We start from the raw sequence: 21,801 nt of genomic DNA on the forward strand, positions 1-21,801 counted from the left end.
CCCAAAGGGGGCCTGTCAATGGCAGACACACCGAGACGCGCGGCGATCTACTGCCGCATCTCACGAGATGACGACTCGTCAACTTCGATCGAAACACAAGAGAGGGACGGGCGCGCGTGGTGCGAACTGCGCGGCTACGAAGTCGCAATGGTCGTGCACGACGTAGGGGTGAGCGGCAGCATCCGACCGGAGGAGCGGGAAGGATTCAAGAAGATCCTTGCCGAACTCCACGGCCTTGATGTGGTAGTCGCACGCAGTGTCGACCGCTTCAGCCGCGTGACGGGACACTTCGCCTCGCTGGTCGAGACGCTCGACAAACGGCATACGACGTTGGCCGATGTCCACGGGCAAGCTGACCTCACGTCGCCGTATGGCCGCTTCGTTGTGACCCTTATGGTCGCGTTCGCTCAACTGGAACGCGAGACGATTCAGCAGCGGATCCTACGGTCACGCACGGCGCTACAAAAGGGCGGTAAGTGGGGCGGAGGAGCTGCACCCTATGGGTTCCGCCTAGTCCCACACCCGGAAGGCGGTAAGCGATTGGCGGTCGACCCTGTGCCCGCTGGCGTGCTCCGTGGAGTTATCCGACGCGTAACGGCGGGACTGTCCCTCACAAGGGAAGTAGATCGCCTTAACCGAGAAGGTGTGCTGTCTCCTGGCGATCTACGGAAAGGGCAACGCGGTGAACTTCCGCCACCTGCACCGGGGTACGGAATCTGGACCTATTCACCTCTGTACCAGCTGCTCCGCAGCGAAGTCCTGCGGGGGTACCGCGTAATGGGCAAGCGGGAGACGCGCCGAGTAGTCCGGGACGAAGCCGGTGAGCCGGTCCGGGTCGGACCACCGCTCGTGACCGACCAGGAATGGAATGCGCTGCAACGCGCACTGGACGCTTCCGGGCAGACCAACCGCAAACCGCATAAGAGAGACACGATGCTGCTGCACGTCGCATGGTGCCCACACTGCGACGGAACGTTGTACTTCAACACGCGCAACCAGAAGGGGAAAGACAGCTCTTTCTATTCGTGCATGGCGTATAGGGGGATCGCACGGAACAAGGGGTGCCCTGGCGTCGCCGTATCCGCGCGTCTGATCGAACAGCGCGTAGAGGATTGGTTGCTTGACTCCTTCGGACACGTTGGCCACAAGGAGCGCGTTCTTGTCGGCGGTGGCAGCGCTGTACCCAAGATCGACGAACTACGTGCGGACGTGGAAGAACTCGCACGTGCGCTGGTCGGCCTGAGAGGGGCCGCAGCGGACGCCGTGACCGCACAACTGATCGCTCGTCAGGAAACACTGGAGGCAGCACTAGCGGCGCCTGCCGACGAACCACGTTGGGAGCTGCGCCCGACAGGGGTTACGGTGGCGGAGCGCTGGCAGAAGAGCGACAGCGCCGAGAAGCGGCTGATGCTACTGGACATGCGTGTGCGCGCCGAAGTACTCCCCCCCGAAGAGGGTCGGCGGTGGACACCCGAGCGGGTGCGAGTCGGCGTATACACGAGCCAGGAGGAGGATCACCTAGCTGAGCTGGAGTCGATCATCACGGCCGAAGAGGCGGGGGGCATGGGGCAGCCCAAGTAGCCACCCCGCACCCACAGCGTCCGTCCCTCACCACGAGGGGCGGGCGCTTCGTCGTGTCTGGGCAGGGACCACAGCGAGGAAGGGTGTCTATGACGGAATGACGAATTTGACTAGGAAATCAGATAACACCTATACGCCTTAGAGCTAACCTCAAAACCCCCTTCGAATCGTCATAGCGTCATCCGGCCCCTTGGAAACCTCTGCGCTCCCTAGTATGTAGAGGGTTGACGGATCCCGCCCATAGGTCACACACGCGCGGTACGAATCCATCCCCTCTACGCCCGGACGCTCCCGATACTCTCCGTCGGTTGAGCGTCCGGGCCTCTGTACCGCCCCTGGCGACTGACAACCCGTCACCAGGGGTGCGCAACGGCTGCACGGACGGACACCACGCGAGAACGTACGCTCGTTCTGCTGTCTGACGCGCAGAGGGCACGGTCTCGGTGCTGCCACCGTGGCGCGGTGCCCAGGCAGTGAAGGGCTCTCGATGCGCTCCCATTAGCAGCACTGCCACGCAGTCGTCGGAGCGGACGCCTGTGCAAGCTCCCATAGCTCAACGGCCAGAGCAACGCCCTGTCGAGGCGTAGGCTACCGGTTCGAATCCGGTTGGGGGCGCACATAGCGGGCAGGGTAGCTGAATGCCTTCACCAGACACCGGAGATCAAGGGACCGGCTGAGGTGATGTGCTTGAGCCAGCACCCTGCCCGCTGGCTTGCTGCATGTGAGGCGCCGGTGACGGGGCTTCAGGGCGTACGCCTGAGGCCGCATGTAGAGGCACGGGCCGGGTTCGAGCCGTGGCGCCAAAAGGGACCACCTAGCCTCACCGCTAGGTGGTCCCTTTGCTGAGCCTCAAGCTCCCTGGTCTTAGAGTCGACGACCCAACGGGTTGGTTTTCAGTACGTGCCGTACGTCCGACCGTTCCATTCGGCCAGCGACACTCATCCGCCATGTCTCTACGCCGGACGCGTAGAGGTCTGACAGTAGTTTGGTGCGCTGAGCCTCAAGCTCCCTGATCATGGCCGAGACGGTGCTAAGCTCGTTAAGTGCGTTGTCCACGGCGCTGGTGTCGCTCTCAGAGGCGGTCACGATGCGGCTCCTTCGTTTGGGCGGAACACCAGTAGAGCACACCGCCTCCCGAAGCCGCAACCCCTAGAGCCTCCATCCCTGGCGCGGCTTCCGAAGATACGCAAACACCCTGCCCGCTCTGGCCGCGTCATGGTCCAGCAGCGTCACGACCACAGTGCACGTACGGCACAGCGCACCACCGCTGATCTCCTCCAGGCAGACACGGCACTTCCCCGCTCGCTGCCTGGCTCGTCGCGCGGCAGCCCTTTGCCGGTCGAAGTCAGGGTCATGCTGCTTGAGCGTCACATACCTGATCCTGCTGTACTCCGCTACACACGCACGACAGCGCGACTCCTTGCCGTCCTTACGGTCACGACGGGCCCCAAAGTCCCCCAAGGGCTTGACCGCGCCGCACTTGGTGCAAGACTTGCTTCCTTCTCCCACGTGTGCATTCTACCGCACCCCATACACTCCCTGGCCCACTTGCGCAAGCAGCGGGCGCCGAGAATACGCATACGCGCGGTGGGTCAGGGTCCTTACGTAAGTACCTCCAGGGGACCAGCCATCTACCTAAGGAACACCCATGGCGTACCAGCGTCTCACCCCTGTACTCACCTCCGCTGACGGAGCCCTGCCCGTGGACGAACTCACGGACGAGATCAACGGCAATGTGGTGATCAACGCCAACACGATCACCCTGGAACTGGAGAACACCACAGCGGCCCCTGTAGCGGTCACATTCGTCACCTCTGCGACCGTGCAGGGGTACGCCGTGGAAGACCACACCGTGACCCTGGAAGCAGCGGAGAAGCGCACGTACGGCCACTTCCCCACGGAGGTGTTCGGTCCTGATCTGGCGTTCACCTCTGACGCCCCGATCACTGCCAGGGTGTACCGCTAGTGGCATGGGAGCGCAGCACACGCCGAGACAGCCTGCCCTCAGACTGGAGCAAGAGGCGCACCCTGGTGCTGAAGAGGGACGGGTACCAGTGCACAGCCACCACACGGGACGGCACGCGGTGCGCAGCCCAGGCTACGGACGTAGACCATGCGGCCCACCGTGACGACCACGACGTGTCCTCTCTCGCCTCGCTGTGCCGTTGGCACCACGACCGCAAGACAGCCCAAGAGGCAGCAGAGGGCAGACGTAGGGCACACGCCGCACGCCCTGCCCGTGTTCGTCCCGCCGATCGCCATCCTGGTGAGCTGTGATGCGCTGAGTCACACGCTGAGTCACTGCCAGGCGCGCTACGACGACGCCGACCACGTGACAGTGCGTGACCAACCTGACCGCCTGGGGCGGGGGGACCCCCCTTGGCGCACCCCACACGCATCGAAGCGTGATACCGGCTCGCCAGCTGTACGGGTTGCAGGGTCGCCAACCCCTTACACCGACCACTCACAGTGACTCCCGAAGGAGGTGACCCCGTGTCAGGACCGGTCCCCAAACGATCAGACCAGCGCGTGAGGCGGAACACCCCCGAGGGTCCCGCCGTCGTCAAGGCGCCAGCCGGAGAGTCGCCCGGTATCCCCCAGGCTGACCCCGACTGGCACCCCATCGCACTCCGCTGGTACGAAGCCCTCACCACCTCCGGGCAGGCGCAGTTCTACGAGGCGTCCGATTGGGCAACGGCTCAGTATGTCGCTGAAGCCATGAGCCGCAACCTGGCCGCCGAGAAGCGGTTTTCCGCGCAGCTATTTCAAGCGGTCATGTCCGCCATGACCGACCTACTCACCACCGAAGGTGCCCGACGTCGCGCACGCGTAGAGCTTGAGCGCGAGACCGGCCCGGATCCCGCCGAAGCGGCGACTCTCACACTCATGGACAGCTACAGGAAGGCGGCCGGAGGTGGAGACGCTTGAGCCAATACGCACATGGCCGGACACCGTTCCCCTTTCGAGCCGAACCCTGGGTTGGGCAGTCCTTGAATGGACGTCCCGATATCTACTTCAGCCAGACGGACCTAACGCCGGTCAGCCCTGGCAGTTCACCCCCGAGCAAGTGCGCATCGTCCTCCGCTGGTACGAGATTGACCAACACGGCTCATTCACCCGACGACAAGGCACAGTCCGCCGACTCAAAGGATGGGGCAAGGATCCCTTCCTCGCTGCCCTTTGCGCCGTAGAGTTCGTAGGTCCGTGCCGTTTCGGCGGTTGGGCCACCACCGGTAACCCCATAGCCATTCCGCACGGAGCCGCGTGGATACAAGTCTGTGCGGTATCGCGAGATCAGACAAGAAACACGATGCGTCTCTTCCCCGGCCTGTTCTCCCAAAGGTCGATCTCCGAATACGGAATCGACCTGAACAAGGAGATCATCTATTCCCGGAACGGCGGGGTCATTGAGGCTGTCACTTCCTCCCCCCGCTCCTTGGAAGGCGGGCGCGCAACGTTTGTCGTCATGAACGAGACACACCACTGGATCTCGTCCAATGGCGGTCACGAGATGGCGGAAACCATTGCGGGCAACGTCGGCAAGTCCCGTGGTGGCGGTGCACGAACCATGGAGATCACAAACGCTCCGCTCCCCGGCGAAGACAGTGTTGCTGAGAAGACCCACGACACGTGGTCTAAGGTCGCTGAGGGCAAGATGCGGGACACGGGGATGTACTACGACTCCGTAGAGTCCCCGCCGGTCGACATGTCCGACCCTGACGCACTCCGAGCGGGCATCATATCCGCACGTGGTGACGCTGACTGGCTTGACGTCGACTGGATCATATCCACCATCTACAGCGGCACCATGCCACGCAACCGCTCGCAGCGGATGTTCCTAAACCAACTCGTGACGGCGGAAGACCAACTGATCTCGCCGGAGGATTGGGACTCATGCCCAACCGCCGACCCCCTCATGCCGGGGGACCGGATTACGCTCGGGTTCGACGGTGGTCGGACGGAAGACGCTACGGCATTGATCGCGTGTCGAGTCAGTGACCGCTCTTTCCACCCCATCGCGATATGGGAGCGACCGGACGGGCCAGAATCCGAGGGTTGGGAGATCGATCGTTCCGCAGTCGACGGGGTTGTCAGAAATGCTCTCGCAGAATATGACGTCGTAGCGTTCTTCGCTGACGTCGCCCTGTGGGAAAGCTATATTGACGCATGGTCGGAGGATTACCGCGACAAGCTCATTGTCAAGGCTTCCACGGCGTCAGCCGTAGGCCGGGACATGCGAGGCGGTCAGCAGGAACTCACACAGGCCAACGAACGTCTCGTTTCCGCAGTCGAGGAACGCAAGATTCGCCATCTTGGACGCGGATCCCGTCTCGCGCAGACACTCCGCCGACACGTCCTCAATTGCCGACGTCGACCTAACCGCTTCGGCCTGGGTTTCGGCAAGCCGAACCGCGAGTCTTCCCACAAGGTCGACGGCTACGCGGCGTCTCTGCTCGCTGATCTCGCACGCCATAAGTACATCGAATCCGGCAAGACACGCGCTCCCGAACGCTCTGGAGCCGTGTACTTCTTCTGACCCCAAAGGGGGACGCATGGCTGACCCAACCCCCGAAGACTTGGCACAACTGGGGTTCGACGGTATCGCCAAGGACCGGCCGCGCCTTGACACGATTGACGACAACATCCGAGGGGACCAGGCTGACCCGTACATACCTCAGAACGCCAGTGACCTATATCTGACGCTAGTACAGCGCTGTAAGACCAACATCCTTCCGCTGCTGGTCAAAACTCCCGCTCAGACTCTCGCTGTAGACGGGTACACGCGCTCTGACTCCAACGGCAGCGAAGAAGCCCCCGCCGAGTGGGTAGCCTGGCAGGATAACCGAATGGACGCACGGCAGGCGTCCGTCCACCGTGCGGCGCTTCAGTACGGACAGTCATACGTCACGGTGCTTCCCAAGGACGGCGAAGACAGCGTCCCCGTGTTCCGTGGCGTGACACCCCGACTCATGCACGCTGCGTACACCGACCCCGCTGCTGATGCACTGCCCAAATGGGCGTTCCAGCTTGAGCAGCAGCAGGAAACAGAGGGGGTAGCGGTACGCGGTTGGTTGTACGACTCCACCACGGTCTATGAACTCATGGTCGGCGGTAAGAAAGGGCCGGAGGTCATCAGTTCCCGCCCTCACGGAGTGCAGATCAACGGGGAGCCCGTGTGTCCCGTAGTCCGCTTCGCCCCTGATATCGACCTAGAGGGACGCGTCACCGGTGTAGTTGAGCCGATGATTGTCATACAGGACCGACTCAATCAGACAGTCTTTGATCTGCTGGTTGCCCAGACGTTCGGATCCTTCAAGGTCCGCACGGTGTCGGGTATGGCGCCGGAGTTCCGTCGTGACCCGGAAACCGGCGAAATCCTTGTTGACACCAACGGGCGTCCAATTGCGATCCCCGTACGGGCGGACGCCTCGCGTCTCCTCATGGCGCCAGATGCCGATACGAAGTTCAACACTCTGGACGAAACCCCGCTCTCGGGATTCCTCGAAGCCATCGATATGGCTGTCAAGCACATGAGTGTGGTTTCCCAGACTCCCCCGCATTACCTCCTTGGCTCCATCATCAACATCGGTGCTGAAGCTCTCGCAGCAGCGGAATCCGCCCTGCAACGGGCCGTACAGGAGTACAAGAACGCTCTTGGTGAGTCCTGGGAGACGGCAATGATGATCGCTGCCTCTATCCAGGGAGGCACACCTGACCCGCGCGCACAGGTCAATTGGAAAGATGTCGAATCCCGCTCCCTGGTGTCCACAGTGGATGCCCTCGGTAAAGCCGTACAGCTACTGAAGGTACCGCCGCGTGCCATGTGGACGCGCATCCCCGGTGTCTCCAGCACGGACGCTGAGCAATGGGCGCAGATGCAGGAGTCTGACGACCCCGGTCTGAGAATGGCTGACGCAATCGCCTCCAATACCATCCCGGAGGTGACGGATGGCTGATGTCCGCCTCATTGAGTCCTACTGGCGCACACAGGCCCGCATAGGTCTCCGTCTCGCTCAACTAGTCCTACTCCGCTGGTCCCGCGTCAATCCGCTTTCCCTGGAGGAGAGCGGACGCGCATGGCTGGCTGTGTCTTTGGACGCAATCCGGGCGGAGCGATCAGCATCAAGGGATGCCGGAGCGGCTTTCTACCGGCTCCACCGCGCCATTGAGACCGGAGCCACACTGGCACCCACCACGGGGCAGGACATGTCCCACACGACACTAGGGGCCCTGCGCTCCGAGTGGTCACACCACTCCGGCGAACCCCCCATTCCGGAGTCAGACGACGGTAACCGTATAGAGGTAGACGATTTCGACTGGCCTGACGAACCGGAAGCCGACTTCGACAGGGCTGCGGTCGTCTCCCTGGCATCGCAAGGCATAGCACCTGTGCGGGATCTCATGTCCCAGACGGACACCGACACCGAGCGTGGGCGCCTTGATGACGCCGGGTTCCTTGCTGATCTGGAAGACCAGATGCGTAACGCTGGAACTCGCGCCGCACAAGCGGCAGACCGAGAAGCCCAAAGGGGCGGGCGTGACATCCTCGACCGGGCGTCTCAGGTAGACACCCTGGTTCGTGGTTGGGCACGTCAGACGGACGGCAACCCCTGCCACTTCTGCGCAATGCTGGCCTCACGCGGCGCCATTTACTCCTCGCGCGCACGCGCGGAACTGGGCGGGCGCAAGAAGCCCAAGGGTTCCGCAGACGCGCGCAATCCCCGTAACAAGCGTCCCCCGGTCACGTTGGCAGACCTGAGTAAGTACCACAACGGATGCCACTGTCAGATGATCCCCGTCTACGACCGGAACGACTTCATGAGCCCTCAGGCACGCGACTACGCACGCCAGTGGGCTGAGGTCACCAAGGGGCTGTCTGGAGACAACGCCCGTAGAGCGTGGCGCAAGCACATCGAATCTCAGCGCCTTAGCGCGTAACACCCACACACCACGGAGCCCCCGGCGGGCTCCCTTTGGCATGCCCTGGAGGCACCCAAAATGGCGACACCTGTAGAGCCTGTAGAGCCTGTAGAGCCTGTAGAGCCTGTAGAGCCCGTAGAGCCCGTAGAGCCCGTAGAGCCCGTAGAGCCCGTAGAGCCCGTAGAGCCTGTAGAGCCGGTGGAACCGGTCGACGACATTGAGTCTCTCCGTGCTCAGCTTGCAGCCACCCGCAAGGAGTCTGCCAGGTACCGGGTCAAGGCGCGCGAGACGGCGGATGCTCTCAAGGCTGCCAAAACACCCGAAGAGTTCCAGGCTGTAGCGGATCAGGTCACCTCGCTCGAAACCAGCCTTCACCGCGAACAGCTTGCCCGCAAGTACAACCTTCCCGATGCTCTCGCTGCCCGGATTACCGGCGACACCGACGAAGAGCGGGATGCGGACGCTAAGGCCCTTTCCGTCGTCGTTGGCTCAAGGCCGACCGGTAGGGAACGTGGCGGTCTGGATCCCACCACTAAGGCAGTACCCACTGACCCCCGCGAACTGGCGAAGCTCGTGCCTCGCGAGCGTCGCTAACCCTTCCCAAGTAAGGACTAACCATGGCTCACGCGTTTATCAAGCCTGAGGTCATCACCTCCACTGCTCTTGGAATCCTTGAGCAGGAACTGATCATGTCCAGCCTGGTTTGGACAAACCCCGGATTCGATTTCGCGGGTGCCAAGGACGACACTCTGACTATCCGGCTGCCGGGTAAGACTACGGCCAACACCTTCCCGTGGCGCTCTGACCGCACCACTGACACGGTGCAGCTCAACGACATCACTGAGGACACGACCACGGTCACTCTTGACACGGATATCTATTCCGCTGTGGCGCTTACCGATGAGGAGCTGTCGCTTGACATCTCGGACTTCGGCTCACAGGTGCTCCGCCCTCAGGTTCGTGCCGTTGCTGAGTACATTGACGCCAGCGTACAGGGCATGATCACTGGCGCGACGTACGCCACTACGGTCGCCGTTGCTCCGGCCACCGGCGCCAGTGACGACGAAGAGGCAAAGGCGATCTATAACGGCATCGTAGAGATGCGCACGGCCCTGAACAGTGAGAACGTTCCGGCATCCGGGCGGACTCTTCTCATGGGTTCCGGAGTTGAGGCCGCGCTGCTCAAGGGTGGTTTCCTTCGGGATGCCAGTCAGGCAGATAGTGACTCCGCACTGCGGGAAGCCACCGTTGGGCGTCTGCTCGGTTTTGACATCGTCGTCTCGAATCTCCTCCCCGCCAATGAAATGTACGGCTTCGTACGCTCTGCGTTCGTCCTGTGTACGCGAGCACCGGCTGTTCCGTCTGGCGCCACATTCGCCGCTTCGCAGTCCGCTAACGGCCTCAGCATGCGCTGGATCCGCGACTACGACCCGATGAAGCTGCGGGACCGCTCGGTTGTCTCGCTTTTCTCCGGCCTGAATGTCGTTCAGGACGTATCGGTCACCAACACTCCGGGAGACCTCACCAAGTCCCTCGTTCGAGCCGTGAAGGGCACGTACACCCCGGCCCCTTTGGCGTGATGGCGCTTTCGTCTCCCCTCTCAGCCCCCACGCTGAGCACGGAAACGCCAGCGCCGAAGAAACGCGCTCCCGCTAAGCGGGCAACCCGCCGGAAGGCACCCCCGAAGGAGTAGCCATGGCACCGCCCCTTGCGGATATAGCGACATTGTCCGCACGTCTTGGATACACCCCTGCCGGGGCGGAACTGGATTCAGCAGAGGCGGCTCTAGAGTCTGCCTCTGCTGTGGTTCGGTTTTTCGGTCTTCCTTGGCCGGACCCTGCCACCGCCCCGCCCATTGCCGTAAAGATCACCCTTGACGCTGCGGAGCGGAAAGTTCGCTCCCCCGAGGGGTACGCGTCAGAGATGCTCGGCGGGTACCAATATCGAATTCCAGCTAGCACACCCATGGGTACATCCCTGTCGTCGTCAGAAATTCAGATGCTCCAGTCGACAGCCGGTCTAGGCGGCCTCCACTCTGTCCCCATTAGCTCCGTCGGGGGTGAGCTGTGAGTCTGTTGGACCACGGATCAAAAACGGCAGTTGTGTATCCGACCGTGGACGGAGACGACGGGTACGGCGGGACCATCCCCGTACCCGGTGAACCGGTCACCATTCGCGCGCACGTGCTCCCTTCTGACCGAGAAGCGGAAGGCACGGGCCTGGTAGTAGAGACCGTGTACCGAATTTACGCACGCCACCTACCGGCCGGACCATGGTCCCGAATTGAGTGGGGCGGGGAAGTATGGGTTGTCGCGGGAGACATCAGAAGGTACAGGGTCGGCAGGGTGCACTACGACCAAGCAGTCATCAGAAAGCGAAGCTGATATGTCGAGTCTCCGAAACGATCTCAACGCCAAGATTGCACACATGCCTGGAGTCAAGGCGGCAGTTCGCGATGACCTGGAGTCTCGCGCCACGCGTGTACGAGCGGTGGTCGCTGACCACATTCATGACGGTCACGTGTCCGCCTCGCTGAAGGTCCGCACGAACATTGTGGACTCAACGGTCTCTATCTCCGACCCTGCCATTTACGCCATCAACTATGGTCACAAGTCGCGCAACGGCTCATGGGTTGAGGGAATCCACGCGATTGAGGCGGGGTTGTGATCCCTACCCTGCCGGACATGGATGCACTGGTGACCGAGGCACTCCGGTCCGGCCTTCCAGGCGTAGCCGTCCGCGTGTCCGTACCTGCCGACTGGCTCACACTCTTGCCTCTGGTGACCGCACTACGGGTAGGGGGAGTTTCCCCTGACCCGCGAGGAATTGACCGTGCACTAGTGGACGTGCAGGCACTTGCGGCCACCCGCAGAGAAGCCAGTGCCGTAGCACGCTCCGCGCGCGTCACGCTGGCCTCTGCCTGCCGAACTCAGTTCAGGGGTAGTGACGGGTACCTGACCCACTTTGAGGAGGTCAGCGGACCGCGTGAGCTGTCGACGGGGGAACCCGACGACGGACCGGATCTCTTCCGATTCCAGGCTACCTACCGACTGACCTCCAGACCCATCACACCCTAGGACGACTCATGGCCGAGATTGACAACTCCGCACTTGTGGCAGCCGGTGGCTACATCTATGTAGCGCCGGTTGGCACCGTTAAGCCAGCCGATATCACCGACCCACTTAACCCCGGTGTCGGGTACGAGACTATTGGGCACACGAGCCTGGACGAACTTCCGGAGATTGGCCGAGAGGGTGACGACCCCACAAAACTGGGGTCCTGGTCTAACCCGTCTCTCAAGGTTGTTACTCCGTCTGTCACGTACAGCATTGCGTTCCGGTCTATCCAGTCTACGGAGCTTACCTACCAGATGTACTTCGGCGCTGGCGCCAGTGCCACGCAGCCGGATGGATCCTTCCGGATCCCTGCCACTCCGATTCCACAGGAGAAAGCCCTTCTGCTGGTCGTGGTGGACGGGGAGAACTTCCTCCCGCTGTGGCACCCGCGTGTGTCGCTTCTGGGATCCGATGCCGTAGGCATGTCGACCGAAGGTTTCATCACCTACCCGATCACCGCAACCCTTCTTTCCTCCCCCGATATTGGCGGCGGCCTGGGTGAGTGGGCATCGATCATCACCTAGAGGTACTTACGTAAGTACCCGGCGAGAAAACAGACAGCCCTCTGCTATGGAAGGTCCCCCGTAGCAGAGGGTGCACTAATACCGGGGCCACACAGACACTAGGGACCCCAAATGACAATCTCCTGCGCAGACATGATGGAAGAGGCGGCCTCCAAGCACGCGGGGGTGGAGCTGGAGACTCGCTCGGGTAAGAGCGTCACGCTCCGAAGCGTGCTCCTCCTTGATGAGGCAGGGCTTAAGTCAGCAAAGGCGATCCTTTCGAGCTTCGCTGATGCCGATGAGGGTAACGACCTTGACAAGGTCGACGACATGGTTCCCAAGATTCGCGATCTTCTGCTGCTCATTGCAAATGACGCCGCTGCCATGAAGGCGGAAATGAAGGACTGGCCAGTCAGTATCTACATTCAGGTAGTCAATGAATGGCAGGAAGGGACGCAGACGGGGGAAGCCGAGCCCTCATCCGAATGATGGATGAGGGGTACGGCTCAGCACTTCTAGCTGATCTCCAGCGCTGGTACGGACTCAACTTGGCGGACGTATGGCGAGGCACACTGTCCCCCCGTCGCGTATGGGGGCTACTGGAGCACCTGCCGGAGGATTCGGCGCTAGCCATCGCGTACGCCGGGGGCCCGTCATTCCGGGGTTGGACGGTGCAGACGCATCTCCTTGCGGGAGTCCTCAACGCACTGCGTTTCGCTGACGCCAACAACGTACGCGTGAACGGCGGGAAACTGGAGAAGAAGCCGCGTCCGGTAGAGACTCCGACCGGCAAGTCTGGCGATAAGCCTAGGCGCCAACTTGATCTGTCCAGCCACCCGCTGGCGCAGCCGATACGAATTTCAGAGGGGTAACCATGGCTGGTCCGGGAGGACAAGAGGCAGGCCGGATCAGCATCCGGGTACTCCCGAATACGGAGAACTTCGCCCGGTCCCTGCAACGGTATCTGGACCGCATTGAAGAGCGGTCACGCGTACAGGTCAAGGCCACGCTGGATATGACGGGGTTCGCAACTGACCTCCGCACCACGCTTAGGGACCTGAATGCGCGGGTCAAGGTCCGCGTGGATCCGGATCTTTCCAACTTCGCAACGGACCTCCGCGCGCAGCTTTCCACCGGCGGAGCACGGGTGCCCGTGCGCATTTCCCTTGCTGATGGGGAGATCACACGACTGCGGGCCCAGTTGGCCAGCATCACCCCGCCTATCGTCATCCCTGTACGAATTGACGGCGACAACCCCGACCTGAGTGGACTCACGAACCAGCTATCGTCTGTCGGTGATTCATCGGGGTCTGCTGCGGGAGGAATAGGCAAGCTCGTAGGGTCCCTTGGTCGGCTCTCGGTCATGGCATCGTCCATCCCGTCGATTGCCTCGCTGGCGTCCACGCTGACACAGCTGGGGCCCGCTGCCGCTCTTGCAGCCCCGGCGCTGCTTACTGTGGCTACAGCGGGGGCTGCTGTCAAAATTGGTATGACCGGGGTAAGTGAAGCGATCTCCGGTGGCTCCAAGGAGCTTAAGAAGCTTACCCCCAACGCGCAGGAATTCGTTAAGGAACTCAAGGCGTTGGCGCCTGCCTGGAAAGACCTACAGAAGTCCGTGCAGGAAAAGCTGTTCGTCAAAATGGGCAGCACGCTGAAGAGTACGGCTAAAGAGGTTCTCCCTGAACTCAAGAAGCAACTAGGCGAATCAGCCGAATCCCTCAACCTCATGGGCAGGCAAGTCCTCAACACGGCTACGGGCTTGTCAAAATCGGGCGCACTAGGCACAGCACTTGATGGGGCCAACGAGGGTCTACGTAACATGTCCGGACTTCCGGCTGTGATCGTTCAGGGCCTGGTGCAACTCGGCGCAGCCGCCGCGCCAGCATTTGGCAAGATCACTGCTGCTATCGGCAGGAGCATTGAGAACCTGAGTGTCAGTCTCACCAATGGCCTGGAGAATGGCGACCTACAGGCGTCCATCGATCGCGCTGTCTCCTTGGCCTCCCACCTTTGGGAGGTAGCCAAGGACCTAGGCGCCACCCTGGCTAATATCTTTGGTCCCGCTGCTGCCGCCGGAGCCGGGTTCATCAACGTGCTTGCTGTTGTCGCGCAGACTCTCCGGGACGTCACCGGGTCGGCGGAAGCCCAAGAGACCCTCAAGGCACTTTTCGAGACTTTGGCCTCACTCGGTACGGCCGTAGGGCAGATACTCGGCGCGGCACTCAAGGCAGTCATGCCGCTCATCAATACGTTGGTGACCACTCTCGCCGGTCCCCTGCAATCCGCTTTCGAGACGCTGGCACCGGTACTAAGCACCTTGATTGCACAAATCGGTGAGGCACTGGCACCCATTGTCAAGGCAATGGCGGAGCACTGGGCGAAGCTCATCCCGATTGTCGTGCAAATCGTCTCGATGCTAGGTACCGCCCTGGGTCCGATTCTGGTTGTAATCGGAGAACTTTTCGGTCAGCTTATCGAGGTTCTTTCCGCTGCGCTCATGCCGGTGCTGGAGCAACTGCCTACGATCCTTCAGCCAATCTTGGACGCCTTCACCACACTCGTGCCGATTCTGGGCGACGTCATTGCTCAGCTCATAGAGGCACTGGCGCCCGCTCTGCAATCCATAGGTGAGCTTCTGGCTGTCCTCATGGTCGCGCTTGAGCCGCTTATCACTGCACTCGGCGAACTGCTCGTGAAGGCACTTGAAGCTGCAATGCCTGCCATTGAGGCACTCATGCCGCTAATCACGAAGTTGACAGACATCATGGCAGACCTCATGGCGTCCGCCATCATGAACGTGGTCATTCCGGCGATTGAAGTACTCGTTGCGCTGCTTTCCGGAGACTTCAAGGGAGCCATTGAGGCGACCGAGGATCTTCTTAACGGTATCGGCCGATACTTCAAAGACGTTTTTGAGTCCATGACCAAAATCGTAAAGAAGGCGTCTGACCTCATCATTGGATCCCTTGCTTGGATGGCTTCCAAAGCATGGGAGTGGATGGGTCAAATGGGGACGTGGCTTTGGGAAAAGGCCACAAGCGGTATGAGCGACGTATCCGAAGCCATCAAGTCGGGCGTATCTGATGCCGTTGACTGGCTCGCTGAGTTGCCCGGAAAGTCAGTAAAGGCCCTTGGCGACCTGAGCATGAAGTTGTACAGCGCAGGATCCAAACTCATAGGCGGATTCGTAGATGGCATCAAGGGTGCCATTGGCGGAGTCAAGGACACCCTTACCGGTCTTACTGGTGACCTCACTTCGTGGAAAGGCCCGGAAACCCTTGACGCGCGCATCCTGACGCCAGCCGGTGAGCTGGTCATAGACGGGTTTATCACCGGGCTCCGTAAGAGGGTCCCCGACCTTAAGAGCATGCTCGGCGGTCTGACCATGGACATTCCCGAAATGCTGGGTACCGCATCTGTGGTCGGATCCTTCTCCGCTGACACCCCTGCCGGTCTCCAGCCTGGAGACCGGATAGTCCTTTCTCCAGACGGACAACGGGAGTTCTCGGCGTACATAGACCGACTGGCAGACGCGCGCATGGTGCAGCGTCTTGGCGCACCCGCTACGCGGGGAAGGAGGTGAGCGGGTATGAAGTACAGCTATCGCCGGAACCTACTCTCTGACTATTCCGCGTACCCCATCGTGACACCCCTTGGGTGGGACGTAAACGGCGGCCTACTCAACACGGTCAAGGGAAACGTTTATTGGGGAAGTGACAGTGACTACATCTGGGTCATAACCTCTACCGGATCCACCGATACCGTGGCGGATACCGAAGCCGCAACCGTATCCCCCGGTGAGGAGTACACCGCCGGAGTGTGGGTCATCCCCGCCGACCGAGCAGCAACAGTCACAATCTCAATCGTGTGGCTGAACAGTGTGTCGGCTCCGGTAGGAACCCCCGCCTCGCAGATATGGAACACGCCTTCCGGCAATCTTCAGCGGCGGGCGTCCGTGTACGGGACTGCCCCCATAGGCGCCTCTAAGGCGCTTGTACGCGTTTCGGTGACCAACGGTGCAGCGGGCGACGAAACGTACATGGACGGCACTTATCTCGGCCTGCAATCGTCGCAGATATGGGAACAGAGCATGCTCACCTTTGGTGAGGTGTACTGCGAACCCACGGGCGCGGAGTCCCTTTGGTCAGCTGCCGGGGGGACCCTGGTGCGCGACGAATCCGCGTACGTCCCGGATGAGGCGCACGCTGACGGCGCTACGATGCTCAAGGCCATCCCGGACGGGGTTGCGCCCGTGCTCACGGTGTGGCCAACCAGAGAGCTGCCGGTCACACCTGGGACTGAGTACTCTTTTGGCACACGTGTGGTCATTCGGCAGAACAGTGATCCTCTTGCGGTAATAAACGCGCGCGTACGTGCGGAGTGGTTGGGGGAGGCTGGCGAAGTCTTGTCCAGTAGTGAGGGTGACTACGGCACCTCCACATCGGCGGACGTCTGGGTGTACACCGTTCGAGAGCTGGTGGTGCTCGCTCCCGAGGGAGCTGTGTCAGTCCGCGTGCTAGTGGATGTCGACCCCACGGCGTCCACCGCTACGGGCTACTACATGCACGGGTGGCGTGTAGTCCCGGCTACTCCGCTGTACACGCTCTCGACAGATGAGGATGCCGGGGCAGTAATCCTGACCATCCCTGCATACCCCTGGCGGGACACGGACCGGCTCACTATTTGGCGCGTCCACGCGGACGGCTCACAGCACCCGCTGCGGGCCTGGCATGGGGATGTCAACGGGGATGAACACTGGTCCAGTCAGACGGAGACGTTTGAGGACTATGAGGCACCCCCCGGAGTAGAGATTCGGTACCGGATTATTACCTATTCCGACACGACGGAGGAGCACTACGACACGACTACACATAAGATCACAGCTCCGTCACTGCCCGACCCGAGTTACGTGTGGCTCAAGTCGCCCGGCCTGCCGGTCCTCAACACGAAAGCGGTCATGCAGTCTCCCCCCGCATGGTCGTATGCGTCCCGGTCGGCCTCGCATCCCATTGTTGGACGAAGCGAGCCGCTCATCATATTCGCGCCACGAGACGGACGCGTAGGAACCCTGTCAGTACTCACGTGGACTTACGCGGACGAACAGGCCGTGTTGGCGCTGCTGAAATCTGGGTCGTCCCTCTTGCTGCACGCCGCACCGGGGTACGGAATAGAAGGCGGGATGCATCTATCCGTAGGTGACGTTACTACATCCCCCGTAAGCCCGGACGGACGGGAAGAGACTCGGATTTGGACACTCGCCGTTTCCGAGGTGAGCAGACCAAAGGGACGACTCCAAGGATCCAGGTTGCGCACTTGGGACACCCTTGCCGACCCGTTCTATAGCTCACAGCCCGACTGGGCAAGTCTGCTCAACGATTTCAGTAGCTGGGCCAACGTGCTGGTCGGTATTACGGGAGGAGGTTACGACGACGATGCACCCGACGTCGCCTGAGTTCCTGGCTGCGCTGACCACAGACCACGGCTGTGTAGTCCGCGTAGATTTGATCCACGAGGGTGCTGTGACTGCCGCTGACATTCCGATAGTCGGAGGTACCGTCACGGTGGACGCGCAAAGCGATATTCGCCGCTCGTTGTCTCTCGAAATCGCTGATCCCACGATGTTTCCTGGGGGGAACTCGGCGCACGCGAATTGGAACGGCACCTTGTTGGGTATAGAGGGACAGGAACTCTACGTTCAGCGAGGAATCCGTTTCACGGATGGCACGGTGGAGATGGTCCCTCTTGGGTTCTTCGTCATTACGGATATCCGGGGAGACGCGCACACCGGGCCCCTCAGCGTGACTGCGCAGGGCCGTGAATACCTCATCAAACAGTCCCCTTTCGACTTTCCAACCAACACCGGACTTGCTACATCACCGGCTGCCTTCATAGAGGCACAGCTAGTTGAGGCATACCCGACCGCCGAGTTCGTGAATGAGTCCACATACGGTACGTATGGCCTACTCTTCGCACAGTGGGACACAGGTGAAGACAGGTGGTCCGCACTGTGTGAGGTTGCGAAGGCTGCGGGGGCAGAATTGTTCTGCAACGCGTCGGGGACCTTTGTACTCCGGGACATACCGCAGACCAACACCGGAAACAGCCCGCACGTCTGGGATGTCTCAACCGGTGCCAACGGGGTGTTGATTAGCTCCGTGCGGGGGCTTTCAGCCGAAGGAGTTTTCAACCGCGTAGTAGTAGAGATGGACTCCGTGGGATCAGATGACCCCAACGCATTGAGCTGGGCCCAGCGCCTCATAGACGACCCGGATGACCCTCTCCGCTACGGCGGTCCGTTCGGCAAGCGTACCTACTTGTACACAACGGATGTCACCACGGAGCTAGGTGCGATTCACACTGCCGGAGAACTGCTGCGTAGCTATTCAATGCCGCACCGGACAACGACACTTACCACTATACCTAACCCTGCGCTGGACGCTGGGGACTGTATTCGCGTCGGGTACCAAGAGGGTGTCGATTCAACCGGGTACCTCTATTTTCCAGAGTTGTACATCGTGCGAGCAGTCACAATACCTCTCTCAGTCGAGGGAGTTTCCGAAATTGGGACCGTAGACGGTAGGCGGGAGGGGTGATGAAGGAGCTTGTCGATTCTCTCAACGAAAGCGCCGTTGACGCGGTAATGAAAAGCGGACTGGCGAAGAGGCTGTCCCGCTCCGCAGTCGTAATCGCCGTACGCAGTGATTTCACAGTCGATGTACACACTGGGAACGACGAGATACTAACCGAGCGCGTGCGTGTACTCGGGTACGGCGTAGAGGTAGGCGACAGTGTGACCATACTCCGCACCGCTGGCGGTTGGGTCTGTCTAGGGGTCCAAATGGGGACCTACTCCACCCAATGGACCAACTTCTCTTTGGCGTCGTGGCAACAGCCATTCGGTAACGGATTTCGACAACCCCGCTACCGGCGCATCGGGTCTGCTGTGGAAATGGAAGGGGTTGTCGAGTTCAAACAGGATGTAGGCGGCGGACAGATGGGGCTCTTCTATCTCTCTGGAGATTGCTCCCCGCCCATGAGAGTTGCGCTGACTGTGAGCAGAAGTAGCGGCAATTTCTGCCAGCTAGTGGTTGAGCCGGACGGGCTTGTGAGAACACACGGCGCACCGCCCCTTGCGGCAGCATCCTGGCTGGTTGTCGACGCAAGATTTTCACTCAGATAGCGAGGCACCAAATGAACTACGAAGACGGATACAAGATTCGTTACAGCATCACCATCGGTGATCAGATGGACAACTACGTCTTTATGGATGTCCTGATCGACACAGTGTGGGGTGCGGTAACGGCCGATGATGTCGGCAGGGCAGTCCACGCCGCAATGGTCGACCTGGCAACAGAGAAGGGCGTGCTACCGGTGAATACGGCAGCTATGGAGGTCAGGCGGTCTGTGTTTCCCCCGGAGGTGGCGCCGTAATGCCAGCCAACGACAACTACGGGCAGCAGATTCCGTACCCGCTTCTCACCGACCGGCCTAACGCGCAGTCCGCATTCTCTAACCTGGTTGACGCCATGGTCCCCATGACCAACATGCGTTTCATCTCCGCATCCGTACGTGGTGCGGTCCTCACGAACCCCCAGGCCGGAATGGTCACCTGGATTCAGGACGTCGGCCGCCTTGAGGTCTACGACGGTGCGGCGTGGGTGGCTTTCTCGGTCGGTACGTCGCTATGGACTGACATCCCGCTTGTCAGCGGCTACAGCGACGTCAATTCTGAAGACAACAATTACCAAGGGCCCGTTCAGTACCGGGTCGTGAACCTTAGCGGGACTGACGCGCTGATGTTCCGTGGCGGAATGCACATCGATTATGTTGGCGGTACGCCGGAGAACAACAGCGGACAACTCCCGAATCCGTCTCATGGCGGGGGCCGTTTCAACGCAAGTCTCATGCCCGCGTCGCTGCGTCCCGCGTACCTCCGTACGACTCTCATTGCGACATCGGCGAAGAACACCACCACGTCTACGTGCAAGCTGGACATCCACCCGGATGGAGAACTCACGGTCGTCGGTCTCAATGACACAAAGGACTCACCCCCGTGGGTCAGCCTGAACGGCGTTGTCTGCCCGCTGTGACACGGCCTCTGCCTCGCGAGACACCCGCTGTGTCATGACACACGGCGGGTGTCTAACCACCGCCTCACTACCTAGGGATGACCCATGGCCACACCCATGACTGCCTCACAGCTCGTGTCAGCACTGAAGCGAGAGGGCGTGCGCGTCTCACAGCCGTATCCCGGCTGGTCAACGCACAATCGCAACCACAGGGGCCGGTGGGGAGGTGTGAACGGCGCAGTCATCCATCACACCGCCGGGCGTAACTCCCTCAGCCTCTGCTACAACGGCACGTCGAGCCTGCCGGGCCCGCTGTGTCACACCCATCTCAGCAAGAGCGGCACTGCGTCAATGCTGAGCGCTGGACGTGCCAACCATGCGGGGAGCTTCGCACGAAACGCACATGACGCAGTGGTGAGTGAGTCGGCGACACACCCGCGACCGTCTGCGAGCGAATCAGTCGACGGTAACGCGCACTACTACGGCATTGAGATTGAGAACCTGGGTGACGGACGCGACCCGTATCCGGCTGTGCAGTATGACGCAGCGGTGAGATGGGCTGCCGCTATCTGCCGGTTTCACGGGTGGTCCGCTGACTCGGTGATTGGCCACAAGGAAGGCACCCGCCGAAAGATCGACCCCACGTTCAGCATGGATCGCTTTAGGGCTGATGTGGCGGAGCGGCTCAAGGACAGCGCAGGATCAGATGACACAACCCCCGACAAGGAAGACGACAACGACATGCCGCAGTATGTGAGCCTCACCCGCACCGATTCGCACACCGTTGAGCCGGGTAAGTGGGTGGCGATTGAGTTCGGCAATGAGTACGCAGACGACCGTGGCGACCATGCCAAGGATGGCTCGCAGTTTGTCCACGGTCCGGCCCTGTATGACGGCACGTGCAGCCTCAAGATTGAGGGTATGGACGTCGGCGCACAGATTCAGATGCGCGCGGTTGAGATTGACCACAAGACCGGCAAGTCAGTGTCCGATGGGCCCATTGGCGAGTTCTTCGGCAGCGACGGAGCCACCTACCCGCATTTCGCGTTCACCGACTACGTATCGTCCGGTAGGGGTGTCCGCATTCGCATGGTGCATTTCTCCAGCAAGCCGGTAGAAATCAAGTGGGCATGCCTCAAGTCCGTCGTTTGGGGTAGGTAATGACATCCACACCCCCGCCCGATGATCTACATGGAGTAACCATCGGCACACGAGAGATTTACGATCAGCTAGTGGCACTCCGTACCGACGTCCAGACGCTGACCTCAACCACCGAGCACACTGATAGGTCCATCACTGACCACGAAACGCGTCTCCGCACCGTAGAGCGCTGGCTGTGGTCCGCACCCGCCGCACTGCTGACCGGCATTGCATCCGCTGCCGTAGTCCTCACCCGCTAGGAACACACATGACAGATCGCATCCGAGCAGCTCTCACGTACGCGCGTGAGCACAAGGCCCTCGTGACCTCCGTCGCCGTCGCCGTCGTCAGCCTCGCTGAGCAGTGGGTACCCGGATTCCCCGCCGACGACGTGCTGAGGGCTCTCGCGTCCGTACTGGGCGCCTAGGAAACCTCTGCGCTCCCCTTGTCTCCGAACGCACACACGGCGAC

Annotated in this window: 20 protein-coding genes and 1 tRNA gene; all 21 read left to right on the forward strand. The window is 61.1% G+C overall.

Annotated features, from left to right (window positions below; all coding sequences use genetic code 11):
• The first annotated feature begins 18 nt into the window (after positions 1–18).
• Positions 19–1,581, forward strand: coding sequence for a recombinase family protein (locus tag LHJ74_RS30720; protein ID WP_260221531.1), 1,563 nt, complete (start codon positions 19–21; stop codon positions 1,579–1,581).
• Between the two features lie 542 nt (positions 1,582–2,123).
• Positions 2,124–2,196, forward strand: a tRNA-Asp gene (locus LHJ74_RS30725).
• A 1,033-nt stretch (positions 2,197–3,229) separates the two neighbouring features.
• Positions 3,230–3,547, forward strand: coding sequence for a hypothetical protein (locus LHJ74_RS30730; RefSeq protein ID WP_260221532.1), 318 nt, complete (start codon positions 3,230–3,232; stop codon positions 3,545–3,547).
• A 527-nt stretch (positions 3,548–4,074) separates the two neighbouring features.
• Positions 4,075–4,509: a phage terminase small subunit gene (locus LHJ74_RS30735; RefSeq protein WP_260221533.1), complete on the forward strand. Its 435-nt coding sequence runs from the start codon at positions 4,075–4,077 to the stop codon at positions 4,507–4,509.
• 382 nt (positions 4,510–4,891) lie between these two features.
• Positions 4,892–6,118: a terminase large subunit domain-containing protein gene (locus LHJ74_RS30740; protein ID WP_260221534.1), complete on the forward strand. Its 1,227-nt coding sequence runs from the start codon at positions 4,892–4,894 to the stop codon at positions 6,116–6,118.
• A 16-nt stretch (positions 6,119–6,134) separates the two neighbouring features.
• Positions 6,135–7,538, forward strand: a complete 1,404-nt coding sequence (locus tag LHJ74_RS30745) for a phage portal protein (protein ID WP_260221535.1) — start codon at positions 6,135–6,137, stop codon at positions 7,536–7,538.
• Positions 7,539–8,058: 520 nt separating this feature from the next.
• A complete protein-coding gene (locus tag LHJ74_RS34585; protein WP_446033493.1) occupies positions 8,059–8,520 on the forward strand; it encodes a VG15 protein in 462 nt (153 codons plus the stop codon).
• 60 nt (positions 8,521–8,580) lie between these two features.
• A complete protein-coding gene (locus LHJ74_RS30750; protein ID WP_260221536.1) occupies positions 8,581–9,096 on the forward strand; it encodes a hypothetical protein in 516 nt (171 codons plus the stop codon).
• 23 nt (positions 9,097–9,119) lie between these two features.
• Positions 9,120–10,082, forward strand: a complete 963-nt coding sequence (locus LHJ74_RS30755; protein ID WP_260221537.1) for a phage major capsid protein — start codon at positions 9,120–9,122, stop codon at positions 10,080–10,082.
• 805 nt (positions 10,083–10,887) lie between these two features.
• Positions 10,888–11,169 (forward strand): DUF5403 family protein, encoded by a 282-nt coding sequence (locus LHJ74_RS30760; protein WP_260221538.1) that lies wholly within the window; start codon positions 10,888–10,890, stop codon positions 11,167–11,169.
• The gene (locus LHJ74_RS34590; protein WP_446033492.1) at positions 11,166–11,579 is read left to right on the forward strand and encodes a phage tail termination protein; all 414 of its coding nucleotides are present in this window, start codon (positions 11,166–11,168) and stop codon (positions 11,577–11,579) included. Before LHJ74_RS30760 ends, LHJ74_RS34590 begins: the two co-directional genes overlap by 4 nt.
• A gap of 8 nt (positions 11,580–11,587) precedes the next feature.
• Positions 11,588–12,142, forward strand: a complete 555-nt coding sequence (locus LHJ74_RS30765) for a phage tail tube protein (protein WP_260221539.1) — start codon at positions 11,588–11,590, stop codon at positions 12,140–12,142.
• Between the two features lie 111 nt (positions 12,143–12,253).
• Positions 12,254–12,610, forward strand: a complete 357-nt coding sequence (locus LHJ74_RS30770) for a phage tail assembly protein (RefSeq protein ID WP_260221540.1) — start codon at positions 12,254–12,256, stop codon at positions 12,608–12,610.
• Between the two features lie 385 nt (positions 12,611–12,995).
• On the forward strand, positions 12,996–15,704 hold the full coding sequence (locus LHJ74_RS30775) for a phage tail protein (RefSeq protein ID WP_260221541.1): 2,709 nt from the start codon (positions 12,996–12,998) through the stop codon (positions 15,702–15,704).
• Positions 15,705–15,710: 6 nt separating this feature from the next.
• A complete protein-coding gene (locus LHJ74_RS30780; RefSeq protein WP_260221542.1) occupies positions 15,711–17,573 on the forward strand; it encodes a hypothetical protein in 1,863 nt (620 codons plus the stop codon).
• Positions 17,554–18,714 carry a DUF5047 domain-containing protein gene (locus LHJ74_RS30785; RefSeq protein WP_260221543.1) on the forward strand — a complete coding sequence of 387 codons (1,161 nt, stop codon included), beginning with the start codon at positions 17,554–17,556 and terminating at the stop codon, positions 18,712–18,714. Before LHJ74_RS30780 ends, LHJ74_RS30785 begins: the two co-directional genes overlap by 20 nt.
• Positions 18,714–19,301, forward strand: coding sequence for a hypothetical protein (locus LHJ74_RS30790; protein WP_260221545.1), 588 nt, complete (start codon positions 18,714–18,716; stop codon positions 19,299–19,301). The genes LHJ74_RS30785 and LHJ74_RS30790 overlap by 1 nt, the downstream gene beginning before the upstream one ends.
• An 11-nt stretch (positions 19,302–19,312) precedes the next feature.
• On the forward strand, positions 19,313–19,552 hold the full coding sequence (locus LHJ74_RS30795; protein WP_260221550.1) for a hypothetical protein: 240 nt from the start codon (positions 19,313–19,315) through the stop codon (positions 19,550–19,552).
• Entirely contained in the window at positions 19,552–20,211 is a 660-nt protein-coding gene (locus LHJ74_RS30800; protein WP_260221552.1) for a DUF2793 domain-containing protein, read from the forward strand. The genes LHJ74_RS30795 and LHJ74_RS30800 overlap by 1 nt, the downstream gene beginning before the upstream one ends.
• 207 nt (positions 20,212–20,418) lie before the next feature.
• Positions 20,419–21,351, forward strand: a complete 933-nt coding sequence (locus tag LHJ74_RS30805) for a peptidoglycan recognition protein family protein (protein WP_260221553.1) — start codon at positions 20,419–20,421, stop codon at positions 21,349–21,351.
• 247 nt (positions 21,352–21,598) lie between these two features.
• Positions 21,599–21,757, forward strand: a complete 159-nt coding sequence (locus LHJ74_RS30810) for a hypothetical protein (protein ID WP_260221554.1) — start codon at positions 21,599–21,601, stop codon at positions 21,755–21,757.
• Positions 21,758–21,801 lie beyond the last annotated feature (44 nt).

Source organism: Streptomyces gossypii, assembly GCF_025165795.1.
Lineage (GTDB): Bacteria > Actinomycetota > Actinomycetes > Streptomycetales > Streptomycetaceae > Streptomyces > Streptomyces gossypii.